14 protein-coding genes are annotated in these 14,796 nt (G+C 58.9%); 5 read left to right on the top strand and 9 right to left on the bottom strand.

Going from position 1 to position 14,796, the window contains the following annotated elements:
- The first annotated feature begins 30 nt into the window (after positions 1-30).
- Entirely contained in the window at positions 31-552 is a 522-nt protein-coding gene (locus SLH49_RS00495; RefSeq protein WP_320267226.1) for a hypothetical protein, read from the top strand.
- Positions 553-596: 44 nt separating this feature from the next.
- Positions 597-1,403: a DMT family transporter gene (locus SLH49_RS00490; protein WP_413785271.1), complete on the top strand. Its 807-nt coding sequence runs from the start codon at positions 597-599 to the stop codon at positions 1,401-1,403.
- On the opposite strand, the gene pncA is transcribed toward SLH49_RS00490, so the two are convergent.
- The 3 genes from pncA to SLH49_RS00475 are packed head-to-tail and all read right to left on the bottom strand — an operon-like array spanning position 1,400 to position 3,335.
- A complete protein-coding gene (pncA, locus tag SLH49_RS00485) occupies positions 1,400-1,993 on the bottom strand; it encodes a bifunctional nicotinamidase/pyrazinamidase (protein ID WP_320268488.1) in 594 nt (197 codons plus the stop codon). The two genes, SLH49_RS00490 and pncA, sit on opposite strands and share 4 nt — an antisense overlap.
- Positions 1,993-2,523, bottom strand: coding sequence for an AAA family ATPase (locus SLH49_RS00480; protein WP_320267225.1), 531 nt, complete (start codon positions 2,521-2,523; stop codon positions 1,993-1,995). The genes pncA and SLH49_RS00480 overlap by 1 nt, the downstream gene beginning before the upstream one ends.
- 38 nt (positions 2,524-2,561) lie before the next feature.
- The gene (locus SLH49_RS00475) at positions 2,562-3,335 is read right to left on the bottom strand and encodes a metallophosphoesterase (protein ID WP_320267224.1); all 774 of its coding nucleotides are present in this window, start codon (positions 3,333-3,335) and stop codon (positions 2,562-2,564) included.
- A 122-nt stretch (positions 3,336-3,457) separates the two neighbouring features.
- Here SLH49_RS00475 and SLH49_RS00470 point away from each other — a divergent pair, with 122 nt between their 5' ends.
- From SLH49_RS00470 to SLH49_RS00460, 3 genes are all read left to right on the top strand, one after another.
- Positions 3,458-4,708, top strand: a complete 1,251-nt coding sequence (locus SLH49_RS00470) for an Hsp70 family protein (RefSeq protein ID WP_320267223.1) — start codon at positions 3,458-3,460, stop codon at positions 4,706-4,708.
- 212 nt (positions 4,709-4,920) lie between these two features.
- A complete protein-coding gene (locus tag SLH49_RS00465) occupies positions 4,921-5,826 on the top strand; it encodes a rhodanese-related sulfurtransferase (protein ID WP_320267222.1) in 906 nt (301 codons plus the stop codon).
- A gap of 648 nt (positions 5,827-6,474) precedes the next feature.
- A complete protein-coding gene (locus SLH49_RS00460) occupies positions 6,475-7,587 on the top strand; it encodes an AbrB family transcriptional regulator (protein WP_320267221.1) in 1,113 nt (370 codons plus the stop codon).
- A gap of 209 nt (positions 7,588-7,796) precedes the next feature.
- Here SLH49_RS00460 and gyrB read toward each other — a convergent pair whose 3' ends face one another.
- The 6 genes from gyrB to SLH49_RS00430 form a co-directional block, all read right to left on the bottom strand.
- Positions 7,797-10,211: a DNA topoisomerase (ATP-hydrolyzing) subunit B gene (gene gyrB / locus SLH49_RS00455; RefSeq protein WP_320267220.1), complete on the bottom strand. Its 2,415-nt coding sequence runs from the start codon at positions 10,209-10,211 to the stop codon at positions 7,797-7,799.
- Positions 10,212-10,317: 106 nt separating this feature from the next.
- The gene (locus SLH49_RS00450) at positions 10,318-10,938 is read right to left on the bottom strand and encodes a LysE family translocator (RefSeq protein WP_320267219.1); all 621 of its coding nucleotides are present in this window, start codon (positions 10,936-10,938) and stop codon (positions 10,318-10,320) included.
- Positions 10,935-11,366: a VOC family protein gene (locus tag SLH49_RS00445; protein ID WP_320267218.1), complete on the bottom strand. Its 432-nt coding sequence runs from the start codon at positions 11,364-11,366 to the stop codon at positions 10,935-10,937. The genes SLH49_RS00450 and SLH49_RS00445 overlap by 4 nt, the downstream gene beginning before the upstream one ends.
- Positions 11,363-12,463: a DNA replication/repair protein RecF gene (recF, locus tag SLH49_RS00440; protein ID WP_320267217.1), complete on the bottom strand. Its 1,101-nt coding sequence runs from the start codon at positions 12,461-12,463 to the stop codon at positions 11,363-11,365. Before recF ends, SLH49_RS00445 begins: the two co-directional genes overlap by 4 nt.
- A 61-nt stretch (positions 12,464-12,524) precedes the next feature.
- The gene (dnaN, locus tag SLH49_RS00435; RefSeq protein WP_320267216.1) at positions 12,525-13,643 is read right to left on the bottom strand and encodes a DNA polymerase III subunit beta; all 1,119 of its coding nucleotides are present in this window, start codon (positions 13,641-13,643) and stop codon (positions 12,525-12,527) included.
- Positions 13,644-13,804: 161 nt separating this feature from the next.
- Positions 13,805-14,722 carry a PHB depolymerase family esterase gene (locus SLH49_RS00430; RefSeq protein ID WP_320267215.1) on the bottom strand — a complete coding sequence of 306 codons (918 nt, stop codon included), beginning with the start codon at positions 14,720-14,722 and terminating at the stop codon, positions 13,805-13,807.
- Positions 14,723-14,796: the final 74 nt, after the last annotated feature.

The raw sequence follows: 14,796 nt of genomic DNA, 5'->3' as shown, positions 1-14,796 counted from the left end.
GGCGCGGGGGTGGCAAGGGGGCCTAAGGGGATGGCATTGCGTTATGATTTCGACATGGTCGCGGTCACGCCTGAGGGGCTGCCGGACCAGTTTGGCGATCTGGCGGTGACGGGTGTGGCGACCGAGAAGCGGGCGATGTTTCGTGACGCGCGGGTCGTGGCGGCGCTGGAGAAAGCGGATGCGTCTGTACGCACGTTTTTTCTGGAGAGCGGGTTTGCTTTGCAGGTCTATGACAGTGGCGCGCCGCCGGGCCGGTATCCGATCAGCGATGAAGCGGCCCGTGTGGGGGTGATCGAGAAGTTGACCGCCAATCTGGGCAATCATGATCTGAGCGGCGTGAATTGGGGCGGTTTTGATTTTCAGAGCTTTCTGGCGTCCCTTGATGCAGCGAAGCCGTTGGAGGATGAGACCTTGCTTGCGCCGACCCCGCGCGCCGCGCCAGCGACAGCGCGACCCCGGCCCAAGAACCAGACGCGTCGGGGTATTGCGCTGCTTGGGCTGGGTGTGGGTCTTTTGCTGCTTCTTTATGTGGCGTTAGAATTCGTTCAGTGACAAAGACTTACCCGCCTTCAATGGTCGGCGCGGTTGTGCTGGCGATGTTTCTGATTGTCGGCGGTGACGCAGCGGCGACCCTGCTGACAGGTGCGGGATTTCCGCAGGTCTTTGTCGCCTGGACACGGTTTGCGCTGGCCGCGATTCTGCTCGCGCCGTTTTGTGCCCTGCAATGGACCGAGCTGGGCCAATTGCTGGATTGGCGTCTGTTCCTGCGGGCGGGCCTGATCGTGGGTGGGATCGTCTGTATCCTGACGGCACTGAAGACCGAGCCGCTCGCGAATGTGTTTGGTGGGTTCTTTGTGGGGCCGGTCGTGTCCTACTTCCTGTCGGCAGTGGCGTTGGGAGAGCAGATTACGCGGCTGCGTACTATCCTGTTGCTGGTCAGCTTTGCTGGGGTTCTGTTGGTGGTCCGCCCCGGTTTTGGGATGACCACCGGCATGGGCTTTGCCGTTCTGGCGGGGTGCTTTTACGGGGCCTATCTGGTGGCAACCCGTTGGTTGGCCCCCGCCTTTCGCCCGCGATTTTTGCTGCTGTCGCAACTAATCATCGGGGCGATCATTCTGGCGCCCTTCGCATTCCTACCCATACCGGCGCTGACACCGCAGGCCCTCGGCTTGATCACACTCTCCGCGCTTGGCTCGGCGGGTGGTAACTTCTTGCTGGTCATGGTCAACCGAACGACACCTGCCGCCGTGATTGCCCCGCTGATCTATAGCCAATTGCTGGCCGCGATGGTGATCGGGTGGGCGGTCTTTGGCCAATGGCCGGATCAGTTGAGCCTTGCCGGGCTGGTTGTGATCATGATTGCGGGCGTGTCATCGGTCTGGTTTGCCGGACGCGGGCGCTAGGCGAGCGTAACGCCAGCCTCATCCATCGCCGTCCGGGCGGCCTGAAGCGATCCGTTAAAATCAATCGCGCGGCAAAGGCCGGTGTTGACCGTGACGGTAAAGCCCAGCCTTGCTGCATCGACCGCGGAATAATTCACGCAGAAATCCGTCGCGAGGCCGACAAGTGTTACGGCATCGATACCACGCGTGCGCAGATAGCCTTCGAGGCCGGTGGGCGTGACCTTGTCATTCTCAAAGAAGGCCGAATAGCTGTCGATGGCCGGGTTGTAGCCTTTGCGGATGATCAAATCGGCACGGTCGACCAGCAAGTCTTTGTGAAATGCCGCCCCTTGCGTGCCCTGGATACAGTGATCGGGCCAAAGGACCTGTGGGCCGTAAGGCATTTCCGTCATGCTCATCGGAGCCGCGTCATGGCTTGAGGCAAAGGATGAATGGCCCGCCGGGTGCCAGTCCTGCGTCAGGATCACGGCATCGAATTTATCCATCTCGGCATCGATGCCCGGCACAATCTCATCGCCGCCAGCCACAGCCAAAGCGCCGCCGGGGCAGAAATCATTTTGCACATCAATCACAAGAAGTGCGTGGGTCATCATAAAGCCTCCGCTTTTCTAGGCAGGTTAGCAATGAATGCGGCCACCTGCGAGCGGGTTTGTAGGTGATAGACTTTCAGATGCGGGAACTCTTCAATGATACGCTGCATACGCGCCCTTTTGCTGTGCCGTGTCGTCCAGATCCACCACCAGAATTCAAGCGTGTGCTTGCCAAAGGTCTCAGGGCAGCCATCAGCCATATCGGGCCGTACTTTTCCAAAGTCGCGCAGTGACCGCCAAACCACGCGGTAGAAACGCAAGACCAGCGGCAGATCGAGCCAGATGAACGTGTCGGATCGCGCGGCGCGGTCATCATGGGTCTTTGAATGCCCACCTTCAAAGACCCATGCATCTTTGGCGATGATCTCCATGACGAGTGGCGTTTTCGCAGCCTTGTCCCGTTCAACCCAACCCGGTGTCCAGTGGATATGGTCCATGTGGTAAGCAGGCAGCCCCAATCGCTCACCCATGATCCGGGCAAGCGTGCTTTTGCCGGAGCCTGGCCCACCGCAGATCATGACCCTTTGCATACGTGCCTCTTACGGGCGGGCGCCATAGATGAAAAGCGTCAGCGCTCAATCCCTGTCTCGTAAGTGCAAAAATCCGTGTGCTGCAGAGTGGCATTGCCGTTCTCGATATAGAGGACACCGTAATGCGGTGCCTCTTTTGCGGGAACAAAGCTGCTCCAATCCCAAGGCGGTTGTGGTGGCGGAGCCTGAAACGACAACGCCCGCAGCGTCGCGAAAGGGATGCCCCGGATCGTACCGCATGTGGGGCGATGAACGTGACCGATGAAGAGATGGTCCACGCGGCCGGCGATGAGGTTGAGAAAGGCATCCCCATCTGCCAGCTTGATCTCGTCCTGTGGCGGCAAATGCAGATCCATGGGCGGATGGTGCATGAAGACATATGTCGGCGTGTCGCCAAGATGGGCCGCCAGCCACTCCTGACGCGCGGCGCAAAACTCACCGGCATGCGACCCAACCATATGGGTATCGAGGCAAAGGATCGTCGCGTCGGGCATCGCGATCTTGTACTGAATGAACTCATCCATAGTGCCATCTGGCAAAGTCAGATGCGCGCGAAACCCGGCCCTGTCGTCATTATTGCCGACGAGCGGATAGACGGGGATCTTGCTCTCGGCGAGGTATGTGGCAAGCAGCCGGTAGTCGCCTTCGATATCATCGCCGACCAGATCACCCGTCAGTACCAGAAAATCCGCATCCGCATGGTGTGTATTCATATGTGCGATCGCCGCTTTCAGTCGGGAGCGCGGGTTCAGATCACCTATAAGCCCTTCATTCTGGAAATGCGGGTCGGTCATCCAGATGATTTTTGCCATGTGCGCCTCCTTGGCCCGATGCTGACGCGCCCAAGGCGGTTGATCAAGCCCCCGGGGCGGGCTTGCATGTGTCGCGGCTTGCGCATATCAGGCGCGTCTTTCGCAAATCATTGGAGGCGGCGATGGCGGTTTTAGCGATCGATTTTGGAACCTCAAATACGGCTGCCGGGGTGATGATTGATGGCAGGCCCCAGCTGATTATGGTTGAGCCGGGGCGCACCACTTTGCCGACGTCTGTCTTCTTCGATTATGACCGAAAGATCACGACCTATGGGTCCGAAGCGAATGCGGCCCTCATCGATGGGCGCGAGGGGCGGTTCATGCGTGCGCTGAAATCCGTTCTCGGCACGCCGCTGATGCGTGAAAAGCGCCAGATCGCATATGAACGACTAACACTGATCGAAGTTGTGGCCCGGTTCCTGCGTATGCTGCGCAACCGGGCAGAGGCCGAAACCGGCGAGACCTACGATGTCGCCCTGTCGGGGCGGCCGGTGCGTTTCCATTCCAGCGATGCCACCCGTAACGCACAGGCCGAAGTGGATCTGCGCGAAGCGTATATGGTGGCCGGATATCGCGACGTGGCCTTCATGTATGAACCGGAAGCCGCCGCCCGCGCGAGTGGCCCGCTAGAGCCGGGGACGCTGGGCCTAATTGTCGATATCGGTGGGGGCACGTCGGATTTCTCCATCTTCACACGCGACGGTGACCAGACCCGGATCATCGCAAGCCACGGCGTGCGTGTCGGTGGTACAGATTTTGACCGCGCCATTTCCATCGCATCGGTGATGCCGCTTTTGGGTCGCGGCGCGCCCGTGCGCAACGAACTGGGTGACGGTCAGCATATCGCCCCCAACGCGATCTATAATGATCTGGCAACCTGGCAGAAGATTCCCTTTGTTTACACGCCGGAAAACCGGCGCATGGCTGCGGATTACGCAAAGCTGGGCGTCAACCCTGACCTATTTGTGCGCTTGCGGACGGTCCTGCAGATGGAACTGGGCCACGACATCGCCTTTGCGGTGGAAGACGGCAAGATCCGGCTAAACGCACAGGACATCGCGCAGACGCGCATTGATCTTAGTGTCGTAGCACCCGCGCTTGCTGCCGATCTGACAAAGGAAGCCATGGCGGCAATTCTGGAAGACTATGCCACTCAGATCCGCCTCTGCGCGGAAGAGACGCTGGCGATGGCCGGCGTCCAGCCCGCACAGATCGGAAAGATCGTCTTTGTCGGCGGCTCCAGCCTGCTGCAGGTGGTCGCTGATACCATGGTCGCGCTGTTCCCGCACGCTGCTTCGGAACAGGCCGAAGCCTTTACCGCCGTGGCCGATGGGCTAGCCATTGCCGCCGCACAGGGCGCGGTGTCAGACTAGACCTGCCTTCGCACTCATAATCACAAGGCCCAAGGCCATATAAGCAATCGCGAACCCGATCAGAAAAGCCGGGGGCGTTGGACGTTTACGCATCAAACCGCTCCGCATTCAGTTGCGTTCATAGGTTATACGTCCATGCCTACCATTTCCGTCGCTGTCGGTAACAAGGCCAACCCTTGCGGAAACGCACTTGCGGGCGTAACTGACGCCGCATGTATGTCGTCGCCGCCCTTTATCACTTCACCCGCTTTGACGCGCCCGCTGCGTTGCAGGCGCCACTTCTTGCCTTGTGCAAAGCAAACCGCGTGAGCGGCACGCTTTTGCTCGCACAGGAAGGAATCAACGGCACGATTGCAGGGGATCGCAGCGGCATTGATGCGGTTATCGCGCATATCCGCGCCTTGCCGGGCTGCGCCGATCTTGACTGGAAAGAGAGCACCGCGACAACTCCGCCCTTTCACCGCATGAAGGTGCGTCTGAAAAAAGAGATCGTCACAATGGGCCAGCCCGATGTCGATCCGGTCGCTCGCGTGGGTCACTACGTGGCGCCTGCCGATTGGAATGATCTGATCAGCGCGCCGGATGTGGCGGTGATTGATACGCGCAATGATTACGAGGTCGCGATTGGCACATTTGAGGGTGCAATCGATCCCGAAACCAAGAGCTTTGGTGAGTTTCCCGCATGGTGGGAAGAGAACAAGCATCGCTTTCACAACAAGCGGATCGCGATGTTCTGCACCGGCGGTATTCGGTGCGAGAAGTCCACGAATTACCTTCTGGGGCAAGGGGTTGAGGATGTCTATCACCTCAAAGGTGGCATCCTGAAATACCTTGAAGAAGTGCCTGAAGCGCAAAGCAAATGGGACGGGTCGTGCTTTGTCTTCGATGCCCGCGTGAGCGTCGAGCACGGCCTGAAAGAAGGGCCGCATATCCTGTGCCATGCCTGCCGCCGCCCGCTGGAACCCGGTGATCGCAATCATCCCGCCTATGAAACAGGCGTGTCCTGCCATCATTGCGTGGATGAGACATCGGACGCGGACAAGGCCCGCTTTCGCGAACGTCAAAAGCAGATCGCGCTGGCCAGAAGTCGCGGCACCCATCATATCGGCGGGCTCTAGCGGCGTTGTCATTCCGCCACTTGCTGCTGCCGTAACGGAAAGCTGTTTGCTTTTTGCTGCACACACTGTATGAGTGTCCGGGTCGGACCACATCAACAAGGGAGGGTTACGATGACTTACAATCTTAATCGCCCCCTATTCTGGTGTCATCCGGCTGGCGTGTCTGCAACGATGTTGCCTGCTGGCTCATCGACCAGCTAAGCGCCACCGGCCGGTTTTCCGGCCTTCTTTTCCACCCATCTACCCACGTTTGACTGCTGCGCCAGCAACCTTTGTTGCACGCGTTTTCGTCAAACCGGAACTACAACGAAAGGCCGCAATGTATTTGCGGAAATGGAGCAAGATGAATGCTTTACCACTGAAGAACCCACAACCTCTGACCGAGGTGATCGATGATCTTGTCGCGAATTTCGGTCTGCGACGTGTTGTCTTGGCTGTTGCTGCAAGGCTGTTTCGCAAGCAGCATCCACCTGACGTGTATGATGTTCCGACGCGGCACCGGAAGCCAAGCACTGATCGATTGTCAAATCATCTGCGGCAGGATCTGGGGCTTCCGCCCCAAGTGCACCATCAGGTGCGTATAGACCCAATTATGCTGCACCGGCACTAGATTGCCGGGGTCAACGGGCATCACATCCGCGATGCCCGTTGACCATCTTCGCCTCGCACCGCATGGTCCGCGCAACGCCGCCACATGCCGAAGCGATGGAACCGGATTCTGAATTCTCACGGATACTTTTGGCCCTGACGATTGGGCTGATCTTCGGTATCGGTGCTTATGCGGTTGGTCTGCCCTTACCATGGATGCTGGGGCCGATGATCGGCAACACATGCGCCGCGATGTTGCGCATGCCGGTACGTGCCCCCGCCGGTCTGCGCCCCTTTGTCATTCCGGTGATCGGTGTGATGCTTGGGTCGGGCGTGACGGCAGAGGTCTTTGGCCTCTTGGGAAGCTGGGTTTTGACGCTGCTTCTGCTGCCGGTCTTTCTGGCCTGCGCCGCTGGGCTGTCATTTCTCGTCTATCGGCGCATTGGCGGCTACGATCCGGTATCGGCCTATTATGCTGCAATGCCTGGCGGCTTGAATGAAATGATGCTGTTAGGGGCCGAGGCGGGTGGCGATGAAAGGCGGATTGCCCTTGCCCATGCCGCGCGTATCCTGATTGTGATCACATTCGTGGCTCTCTTCTTCGGGCTGATCCTTGGCGTTTCAAGCAATGGGACAGGTGCGAGCACCTGGGTCGCGCTCGATGCAATCAGCCTTTCAGACTACATCATCCTTGGCGCCTGTGCCGTCATTGGTGCCTGGGGCGGAAAACGCCTGCGGCTGCCTGCCGCCCCGGTATTTGGACCGCTTATTCTGAGCGGTGCAACCCATATTCTGGGCTGGGTCACGGTGGCACCACCCACCCTCTTTATCATCGCGGCACAGATCACAATCGGCACAATCATCGGCACCCGGTTCGTCGGAGCCACCTTCGCCGAGATTAGACGGGACCTGCTGCTCGCAACTATGTCTTCGCTTGCCATGCTGTGTGTGGCCGTTGGCTTTGCCGAGATCATCGCATTGCAAAGCGGCATCCCACTCAGTCAGGCTTTCCTTGCCTATTCGCCCGGTGGCTTGGCCGAGATGTCACTGCTTGCTTTGGCACTGGAACAAGACATCACCTACGTTTCGATCATGCATGTGATCCGCATCACGCTTGTCATCGCGGCAGCGCCGCTTGTCTTTGCGGTTTTGCTAAAGAGCCACGGAAAGTGACAACGATTGACATGGTGGCGAGCGAACTCTGCAAGCGCGAGGCGTGTTTGCATAGAAAACGATCTTGACAAATCGGTACTAAATCCACACCGCTTTAAGCATTTACGAGAACTTCAATAATCAAGTAATTTCAACGTTGTAAGGCAGATTCAGACGGCTCATGATACTTGGATGGGGAAAAGCTGACACTCACATTCAGTCGCCGTTCTTCAGAAATCGAGGTTCTCAACGCTCAGCGCATTGTCCTGAATGAACTCTCGCCGTGGTTCAACCACGTCGCCCATGAGTTTCGTAAACAGATCGTCGGCTTCGGCCACATCCTCGACCTTCACCTGCAGCAAGGTACGGGCGTCGGGGTCCAGCGTTGTCTCCCACAACTGATCGGGGTTCATCTCGCCCAGTCCCTTGTAGCGCTGGAGTGAGAGGCCCTTTTCACCCTCTTCCAAAATCGCCTTGAGCAGATCAATGGGCCCGTGGATCACCTGACTGCGGTCCTTGCGCACCAGCGTCGCAGGCAAGTTATAGACCTCTTGCAAGCTTTGGGTGAACGACCCGCTGCGCCGCGCCTCACCCGACCGCAGCATCGGGCCATCAAGTGTGCGCACTTCTTCGACGCCGCGCAGAATACGCGCAAGCCGAATGCCCTTGTCCTGCGTGATCCGCCCCTGCCAGCCGCGCTCCCATTCCAGCGCGATCAGGTCGAGCCGCTGTGCCACCGTGTCAGCCACGCCTTGCAGGTTGGTATCCACCGCACCCGGCACGAAAGCCCCGGCAATCGCCGCCTGTTCCAGGATGTGGCGGGGGTAGTGGGTTGGGAAGGCGTCAAGCACGCGCTTCAGCTGTCGCGCTTCGTCCACTACGCGACGCAGGTCGGCGCCGGCGATTTCCTCGCCATTGCCCTGCCGCAGCATCGCGCCTTCAATCCCCTGTTCGATCAGGTACTCGTCCATCGCGGCCTGATCCTTGAGATACACCTCGGACTTGCCGCGCGTGACTTTGTAAAGCGGCGGCTGCGCAATGTAGAGGTAGCCGCCTTCGATCAGTTCCGGCATCTGGCGGAAGAAGAAGGTGAGCAACAGGGTCCGGATATGCGCCCCATCCACATCGGCATCGGTCATGATGACAACCTTGTGGTAGCGCAGCTTGTCGATATTGAACTCATCCCGACCAATCCCGGTGCCGAGCGCCATAACGAGGTTGCCAACCTCCTGACTGCTAAGCATGCGGTCAAACCGCGCCCGTTCGACGTTCAGGATCTTCCCACGCAAAGGCAGGATGGCTTGCGTCTTGCGGTCGCGGCCTGTCTGGGCGGACCCCCCCGCGCTGTCCCCCTCGACCAGAAAAACCTCGGTTTTGGAGGGGTCTTTTTCAGAACAATCCTTGAGCTTCGATGCGTTGAAGTTCACATCCATCGCCGACTTGCGTCGGATTTCGCGGGCCTTGCGGGCAGCCTCGCGCGCTGCTGCGGCCTCAACGATTTTCGTGATGATCGACTTCGCCTCGGCGGGGTTTTCCTCAAACCATTCGTTCAGCTTCTCGTTCATAAGGCTTTCGACCGCTGGCCGCACCTCTGAACTGACCAGCTTGTCTTTCGTCTGGCTGGAAAACTTCGGATCGGGCACCTTGACCGACAGCACGCAGGTCAGGCCCTCGCGCGCATCGTCGCCGGTCAGCGCGACTTTCTCTTTCTTCGCAATCCCGCTTTCTGCAGCATATTTGCTGATCGCCCGCGTCAACGCCCCGCGAAAGCCCGCCATATGCGTGCCACCATCCCGCTGCGGGATGTTGTTGGTGAAAGGCAGCACCATTTCGTTGTAGCTGTCGTTCCACCACATCGCGACCTCGACACCGATTTCATCGCGCTCACCCGCCACATAGATCGGGGCGTCCATCAACGGGGTCTTGGAGCGATCCAAGTATTTGACGAATTCTTTGACGCCGCCCTCGTAGAACAGATCAACCTTCAGCGGTTCAGCAGGCCGCAGGTCTTCAAGGATGATCCGCACGCCGGAATTCAGGAAGGCGAGTTCGCGCAAGCGCTTTTCCAGCGTGTGAAAGTCGTAGTCGCGGTTGCTGAACGTGTCGGTCGAGGCGAGGAACGTCACCTCAGTTCCGTTGCGCCCGTTTGCGTCACCTTCGACCCGCAGATGCTCGGTTGTGAATCCACCTTCGAACCGGGCGTAGTGTTCTTTTCCATCGCGCCAGATGCGCAACTCTAGATAATCGGAAAGCGCGTTGACGACTGACACACCAACCCCGTGCAACCCGCCGGACACCTTATAGGAGTTGCTGTCGAACTTCCCGCCGGCATGCAGTTGGGTCATGATGACCTCGGCCGCGGAAACGCCCTCTTCCTCATGTATCCCGACCGGAATCCCGCGCCCGTTATCGCCCACCGTAACCGACCCGTCAGGGTTGATTTTCACATAGACATGGTCGGCGTGACCGGCGAGTGCCTCATCAATTCCATTGTCCACCACCTCATAGACCATATGATGCAAACCGGAGCCGTCATCCGTGTCTCCGATATACATGCCGGGACGCTTGCGAACCGCCTCTAAGCCCTTGAGAACTTTGATGGAGTCGGCGCCGTAATCTTGTTGGTCTTGGTTGGTGTCCGCCATTAGGGAATTCCTGTATTTTTATCCCCAAGATATATGCGTTTTCGCCACCTTTGTCACGCGAATGACACAAGATTTCGTATTCCAATGCAGGGTGTTGCGACCCCCTTCAGCCAAGCGCGATGACGGCACCAACACCGATTAATAACCATCCGGCAGTCAGGTTCATCCGCCGGACCGCGATGGGCGATTTCAGCAAACCCCGGACCTTATCAACCGAGGCTGCCAAGACCAGATTGCCGACGAGCGGCACAAAAAAGCTGAGGCTGCAGATGGCCACCATATCCGTTGCCGTGACAACGCTCAGATCAAAGAACCCCGGCAGGATGCCCATATAGAATAACGCCGCCTTGGGGTTACCGATGATCACGGCGAGGCCCGCGACAAAGCCCGCCCACATACCGGGCCGGGTCAGGCGGCTATTGGCACTCAGCGCATGGTCCGCGTCACGGATCAGGGCGAGCCCCATTATCACAAAAACGATCACAGCCACCCATTGCAGCACGGTCATAAAACCCGCAAACGCCGAGACAAGCCAAGCAACACCCATCACAGCCACCAGCGGCCAGACGATATCGCCAACAGCGACACCGATGGCGAGCGGCCAAGCCGCCTGAAACCCGCCCGAGAGCGACCGCGCAAGCAGCGCAACCCAGACCGGCCCCGGTGTCATAAAAAGAATGATCAGTGCCCCCGCATAAAGGAGCATATCGGCAATGGCGATCGTCATTCGGGCGGCAGGGTCAGGCTGCCATCATCGTTCAGCGGCCAGAACGGGTTATGCGCCACTTCCCAGACATGGCCATCCGGATCGGCATAATAGCCCGAATAGCCACCCCAGAAGACCTTTTGCGGCTCTTTCAGGACCGTCGCACCAGCGTTGATCGCCGTTTTGTAAGCCGCGTCAACTTCGGCTTCTGTGCTAAAGTTCTGCGCAAGCGTCATCGCACCGGTCCCAAGCTGCGCATCTGGCCGCCCTTGATCCTTGGCTAATGGACCCAGCCCAAAGAAACCCAGCGCCATGCCATTGATCTGATAGAAGACAACCTGACCCTCCACTTCGCGCGTGGGCGTCCAGCCCAGTGCTGCATAGAAAGTCTTGGCACATTCCAGATCGGCTACGCCGAGGGTTATGAGCGTCACGCGTTGTGGTGTCATGTGGCAACCTTTCGAATAAGGGTGGAATGGCCATCGGTTTCCGTCACTTCAATATGCTGGGCGCGGTCACCAAGCTCCGAAAAAAGCTCTTGTCCGGTGCCGGTCATGAAGGCCTGCGCGCCGAGGTCGCAGATTTCGTAATAAAGTGCTGCGCGACGATTTGCATCGAGATGAGCCGCGACCTCATCGAGCAACAGGATCGGTGGTGCACCGAAATCAGCGGCAAGTGCGCGGCCATTGGCAAGGATAAGGCTGATGAGCAATGCCTTTTGTTCACCAGTCGAACAGTCTTTCGCCGCTACACCCTTATCCGCAAAGACGGCATCAAGATCCACCCGGTGCGGGCCGATCAGCGTGCGGCCTGCCGCCATGTCGCGGGCGCGGTTGTCGGCAAGGGCCGTCTGCAGATCATCGGGGATGGGATCAGCGCTGATCAGGGCGAGCGCCGCCGTGGGAAAGGCTGTCGTCGCGGCCTCTTGGGCGGCCATAAGGGCGACGACCGCGTGCTGCCGATTGGCCTGGATGAGCGTCGCCGCCTCGGCCATTTGTAATTCAATCGCCGTGTACCAATGCGGGTCACGGACCATGTCCTTGAGCAGCCGGTTACGTTCGCGCATGGCCTTTTCATAGGTCAGCACAGCTTCCGCATGCCTCGGTTCAAAACTGAGCGTCGCGCGATCAAGAAATCGCCTGCGCCCTTCCGCCCCTTCAATCCAGAGCCGGTCCATGGACGGCACCAACCACAAGATGCGGCCAATCCTGCCAAGGGCGGTTTGCGGGGCGCTCTTGCCGTCGATACGCAGCTGGCGCGGGCCACCCGGTTCGGCCCAGGTTTCGATCTCATGCGTCTGGCCAAGCGATTGCAGATGCGCGGTGATCTTCCAGCCCAGCGCCTCTGGGCGGCGCGTCAAATCATCGGCACCGGCACGTCGCAGACCGCGCCCGGGCGAGAGTAGCGATACCGCCTCCAGCAAATTGGTCTTTCCAGCGCCATTGGGGCCAAAGAACGCGAGAGGCCGCGCATCAACTTCGAGAACGGCACGCTTATGCGACCGGAAATGCGACAATGCCAGCTTTGTCAGGGCCAGCGCTGTCATGAGCGCTGATCAGGATTTTCCAAAATCCTGCATCCAAAAATTTTGAAAATTTTTGGCCTCGTCACACGCGCATCGGCATGACGACATAGACGGCGCTTGTGTCGTTGCCTTCGCGCATTAGCGTGGGATCGCCTGATGAGTTGAACATGAAGACAGCGTTTTCCCGATCCACCTGACTTGCAATTTCCAGCAGGTATTTCGCGTTAAACCCGATCTCCAACCGCTCGTCGCCATAGGCGACTGCCAGTTCCTCTTCCGCAGCACCGCTGTCGGGGGCGTTGACCGACAAGACCAGCTTATCCCCGTCAAGCTGCAGTTTCACGGCACGCGAACGCTCGGACGAAACCGTTGCGACGCGATCAACCGCCTTTGCAAATTCGCCTGCATCCACTTCCAGCTTGCGACTGTTCCCTTGTGGGATGACGCGCGTGTAGTCGGGGAAGGTCCCGTCGATTACCTTGGATGTCAGCGTGATATCTGGCGTCGCAAAGCGTACCTTTGTCTCGGACACCGAGACGGCGATCTGCATGTCGTCGTCGTCCAGCAATTTGCGCAACTCACCCACCGTCTTGCGCGGCACGATGACACCTGCCATCTCCGCCGCGCCTTGGGGTAGGTCTGCGTCAATCCGGGCCAGGCGGTGGCCGTCTGTGGCCACACAGCGCAGCACCTTGCCGCCATCGCCATCAGCCACATGCATGTAGACACCGTTGAGATAGTACCGCGTTTCCTCAGTCGAGATCGCGAACTTCGACTTGTCAAAGAGCCGACGCAGGATCGGTGCGGAGGCCGAGAAATTCGCAGCATATTCTGAAGACGCCATGATCGGAAAGTCTTCTTTCGGCAACGTTGCCAGAGAGAAGTTCGACCGCCCCGCTTCAATCGTTAAGCGACCTGATGCGCCGTCTTCTGTCAGGGTCACCAAGGCTCCATCAGGCAGCTTGCGTACAATCTCGTTGAGCGTCACCGCAGCGACTGTCGTGGCTCCCGCCCGTTCAACCTTGGCCGGGGCTTTGTCGACCACTTCGATATCCAGATCTGTGGCGCGAAAATGCACTTCATCGCCTTCGGCTTCGATCAAGACGTTGGCGAGGATAGGTATCGTGTTGCGGCGTTCCACAACCGATTGGGCCTGCGCGACTGCCTTGAGAAGAACCGCGCGCTCAATGCTGAATTTCATGTCCCCAATCTCCGCATATCTTGGTGGCCGGGCCTGCCGGGACGCAAAATCTACTGCATTTCCGCGCTGGCTCAAGCGTTTTTTCGACTGTCCGTCAGGGGCGCGGCAGGGTCAAGCCCCGGCCACGTGCAAACCCTTTGTGCGGTGTATTTGAGGCGCAGTCAGCGGAAGATACTGAGAAAAGCAAGCCATGCATAAACGATGGGATAGCGCCATCGCGGATAGCCCAGAAAGAAACGGAGCATCTCGCGCGATGCTCTGGGCCCAAGTGGGTCGGCATAGCTCCCGCCGTGTTGCCCACCAGACCAGGCATGGCCCAATTCCTCGACCCGCCAGTATTCTGCGGCGGCATGATCGCCATTGGGGCGGATCACAAAGCGTCTGCAAGACCGCTGTCGGATACGAAAGCGCCTGCCGCGACCCAGGGCCTGAGCGAAGGCGATCCGGTCACCATTTGCAGAAGCCACCACATCATCATCGAGACCATGAAAGACAATTGTGCGCATCGGTCCCGGTCCCTTGTCCCCTGCATCACCCGTTTCCATCGCGTGCATCGCGCCAATTATCGTCGTCGCAGCCCCGGTCGGTACGCCGGAATGCACGCCGATTGCGCCGATCTGTTGCGGGAATGCGCGGCCCAGAATGGCGGCCATGCTGCCACCTGCCGAGAGGCCCGCGACAAAGACACGCGAGGGGGCGATGCCATGTTCTGTGGCCAGTTCATCGCGCACTTTCATGATTAACCCGGCCTCGCCCGCTGTGTCCTGATTGCGCGGATCAAACCAGTTCCAGCAGCGCAGTGGATTGGCCGTCAGATTCTGCTGCGGCAGGCACAGCAGAAATCCATGCAATGCGGCCAACCGCGCCATATCCGTTGCGTGGGCAAATTCCGCGGCTGTTTGGCGGCAACCATGCAACAGGACGATCAAGGCGGGTTTGCGTGCGAGCCAAACCGGGGTGAATAGCAGATAATCAAGATGGCGCTGCGCATTCTCGATCTTGCCTTCTGACCAAAGACCCGTCTCCGCCTGCCGCTTGGCCCGGAACGGAGCCATGATGTTAATCAGATGAGGATGCATAGCGGGCCAGCCATCTTTATTGCAAACAGCCTCCCTCTCGCTGACCGCAACACAGATTTTGGCACCGGTCCAGC

The organism is Cognatiyoonia sp. IB215446 (assembly GCF_033963825.1).
Lineage (GTDB): Bacteria > Pseudomonadota > Alphaproteobacteria > Rhodobacterales > Rhodobacteraceae > Yoonia.
This window is presented reverse-complemented; position numbering and strand designations above follow the sequence as displayed.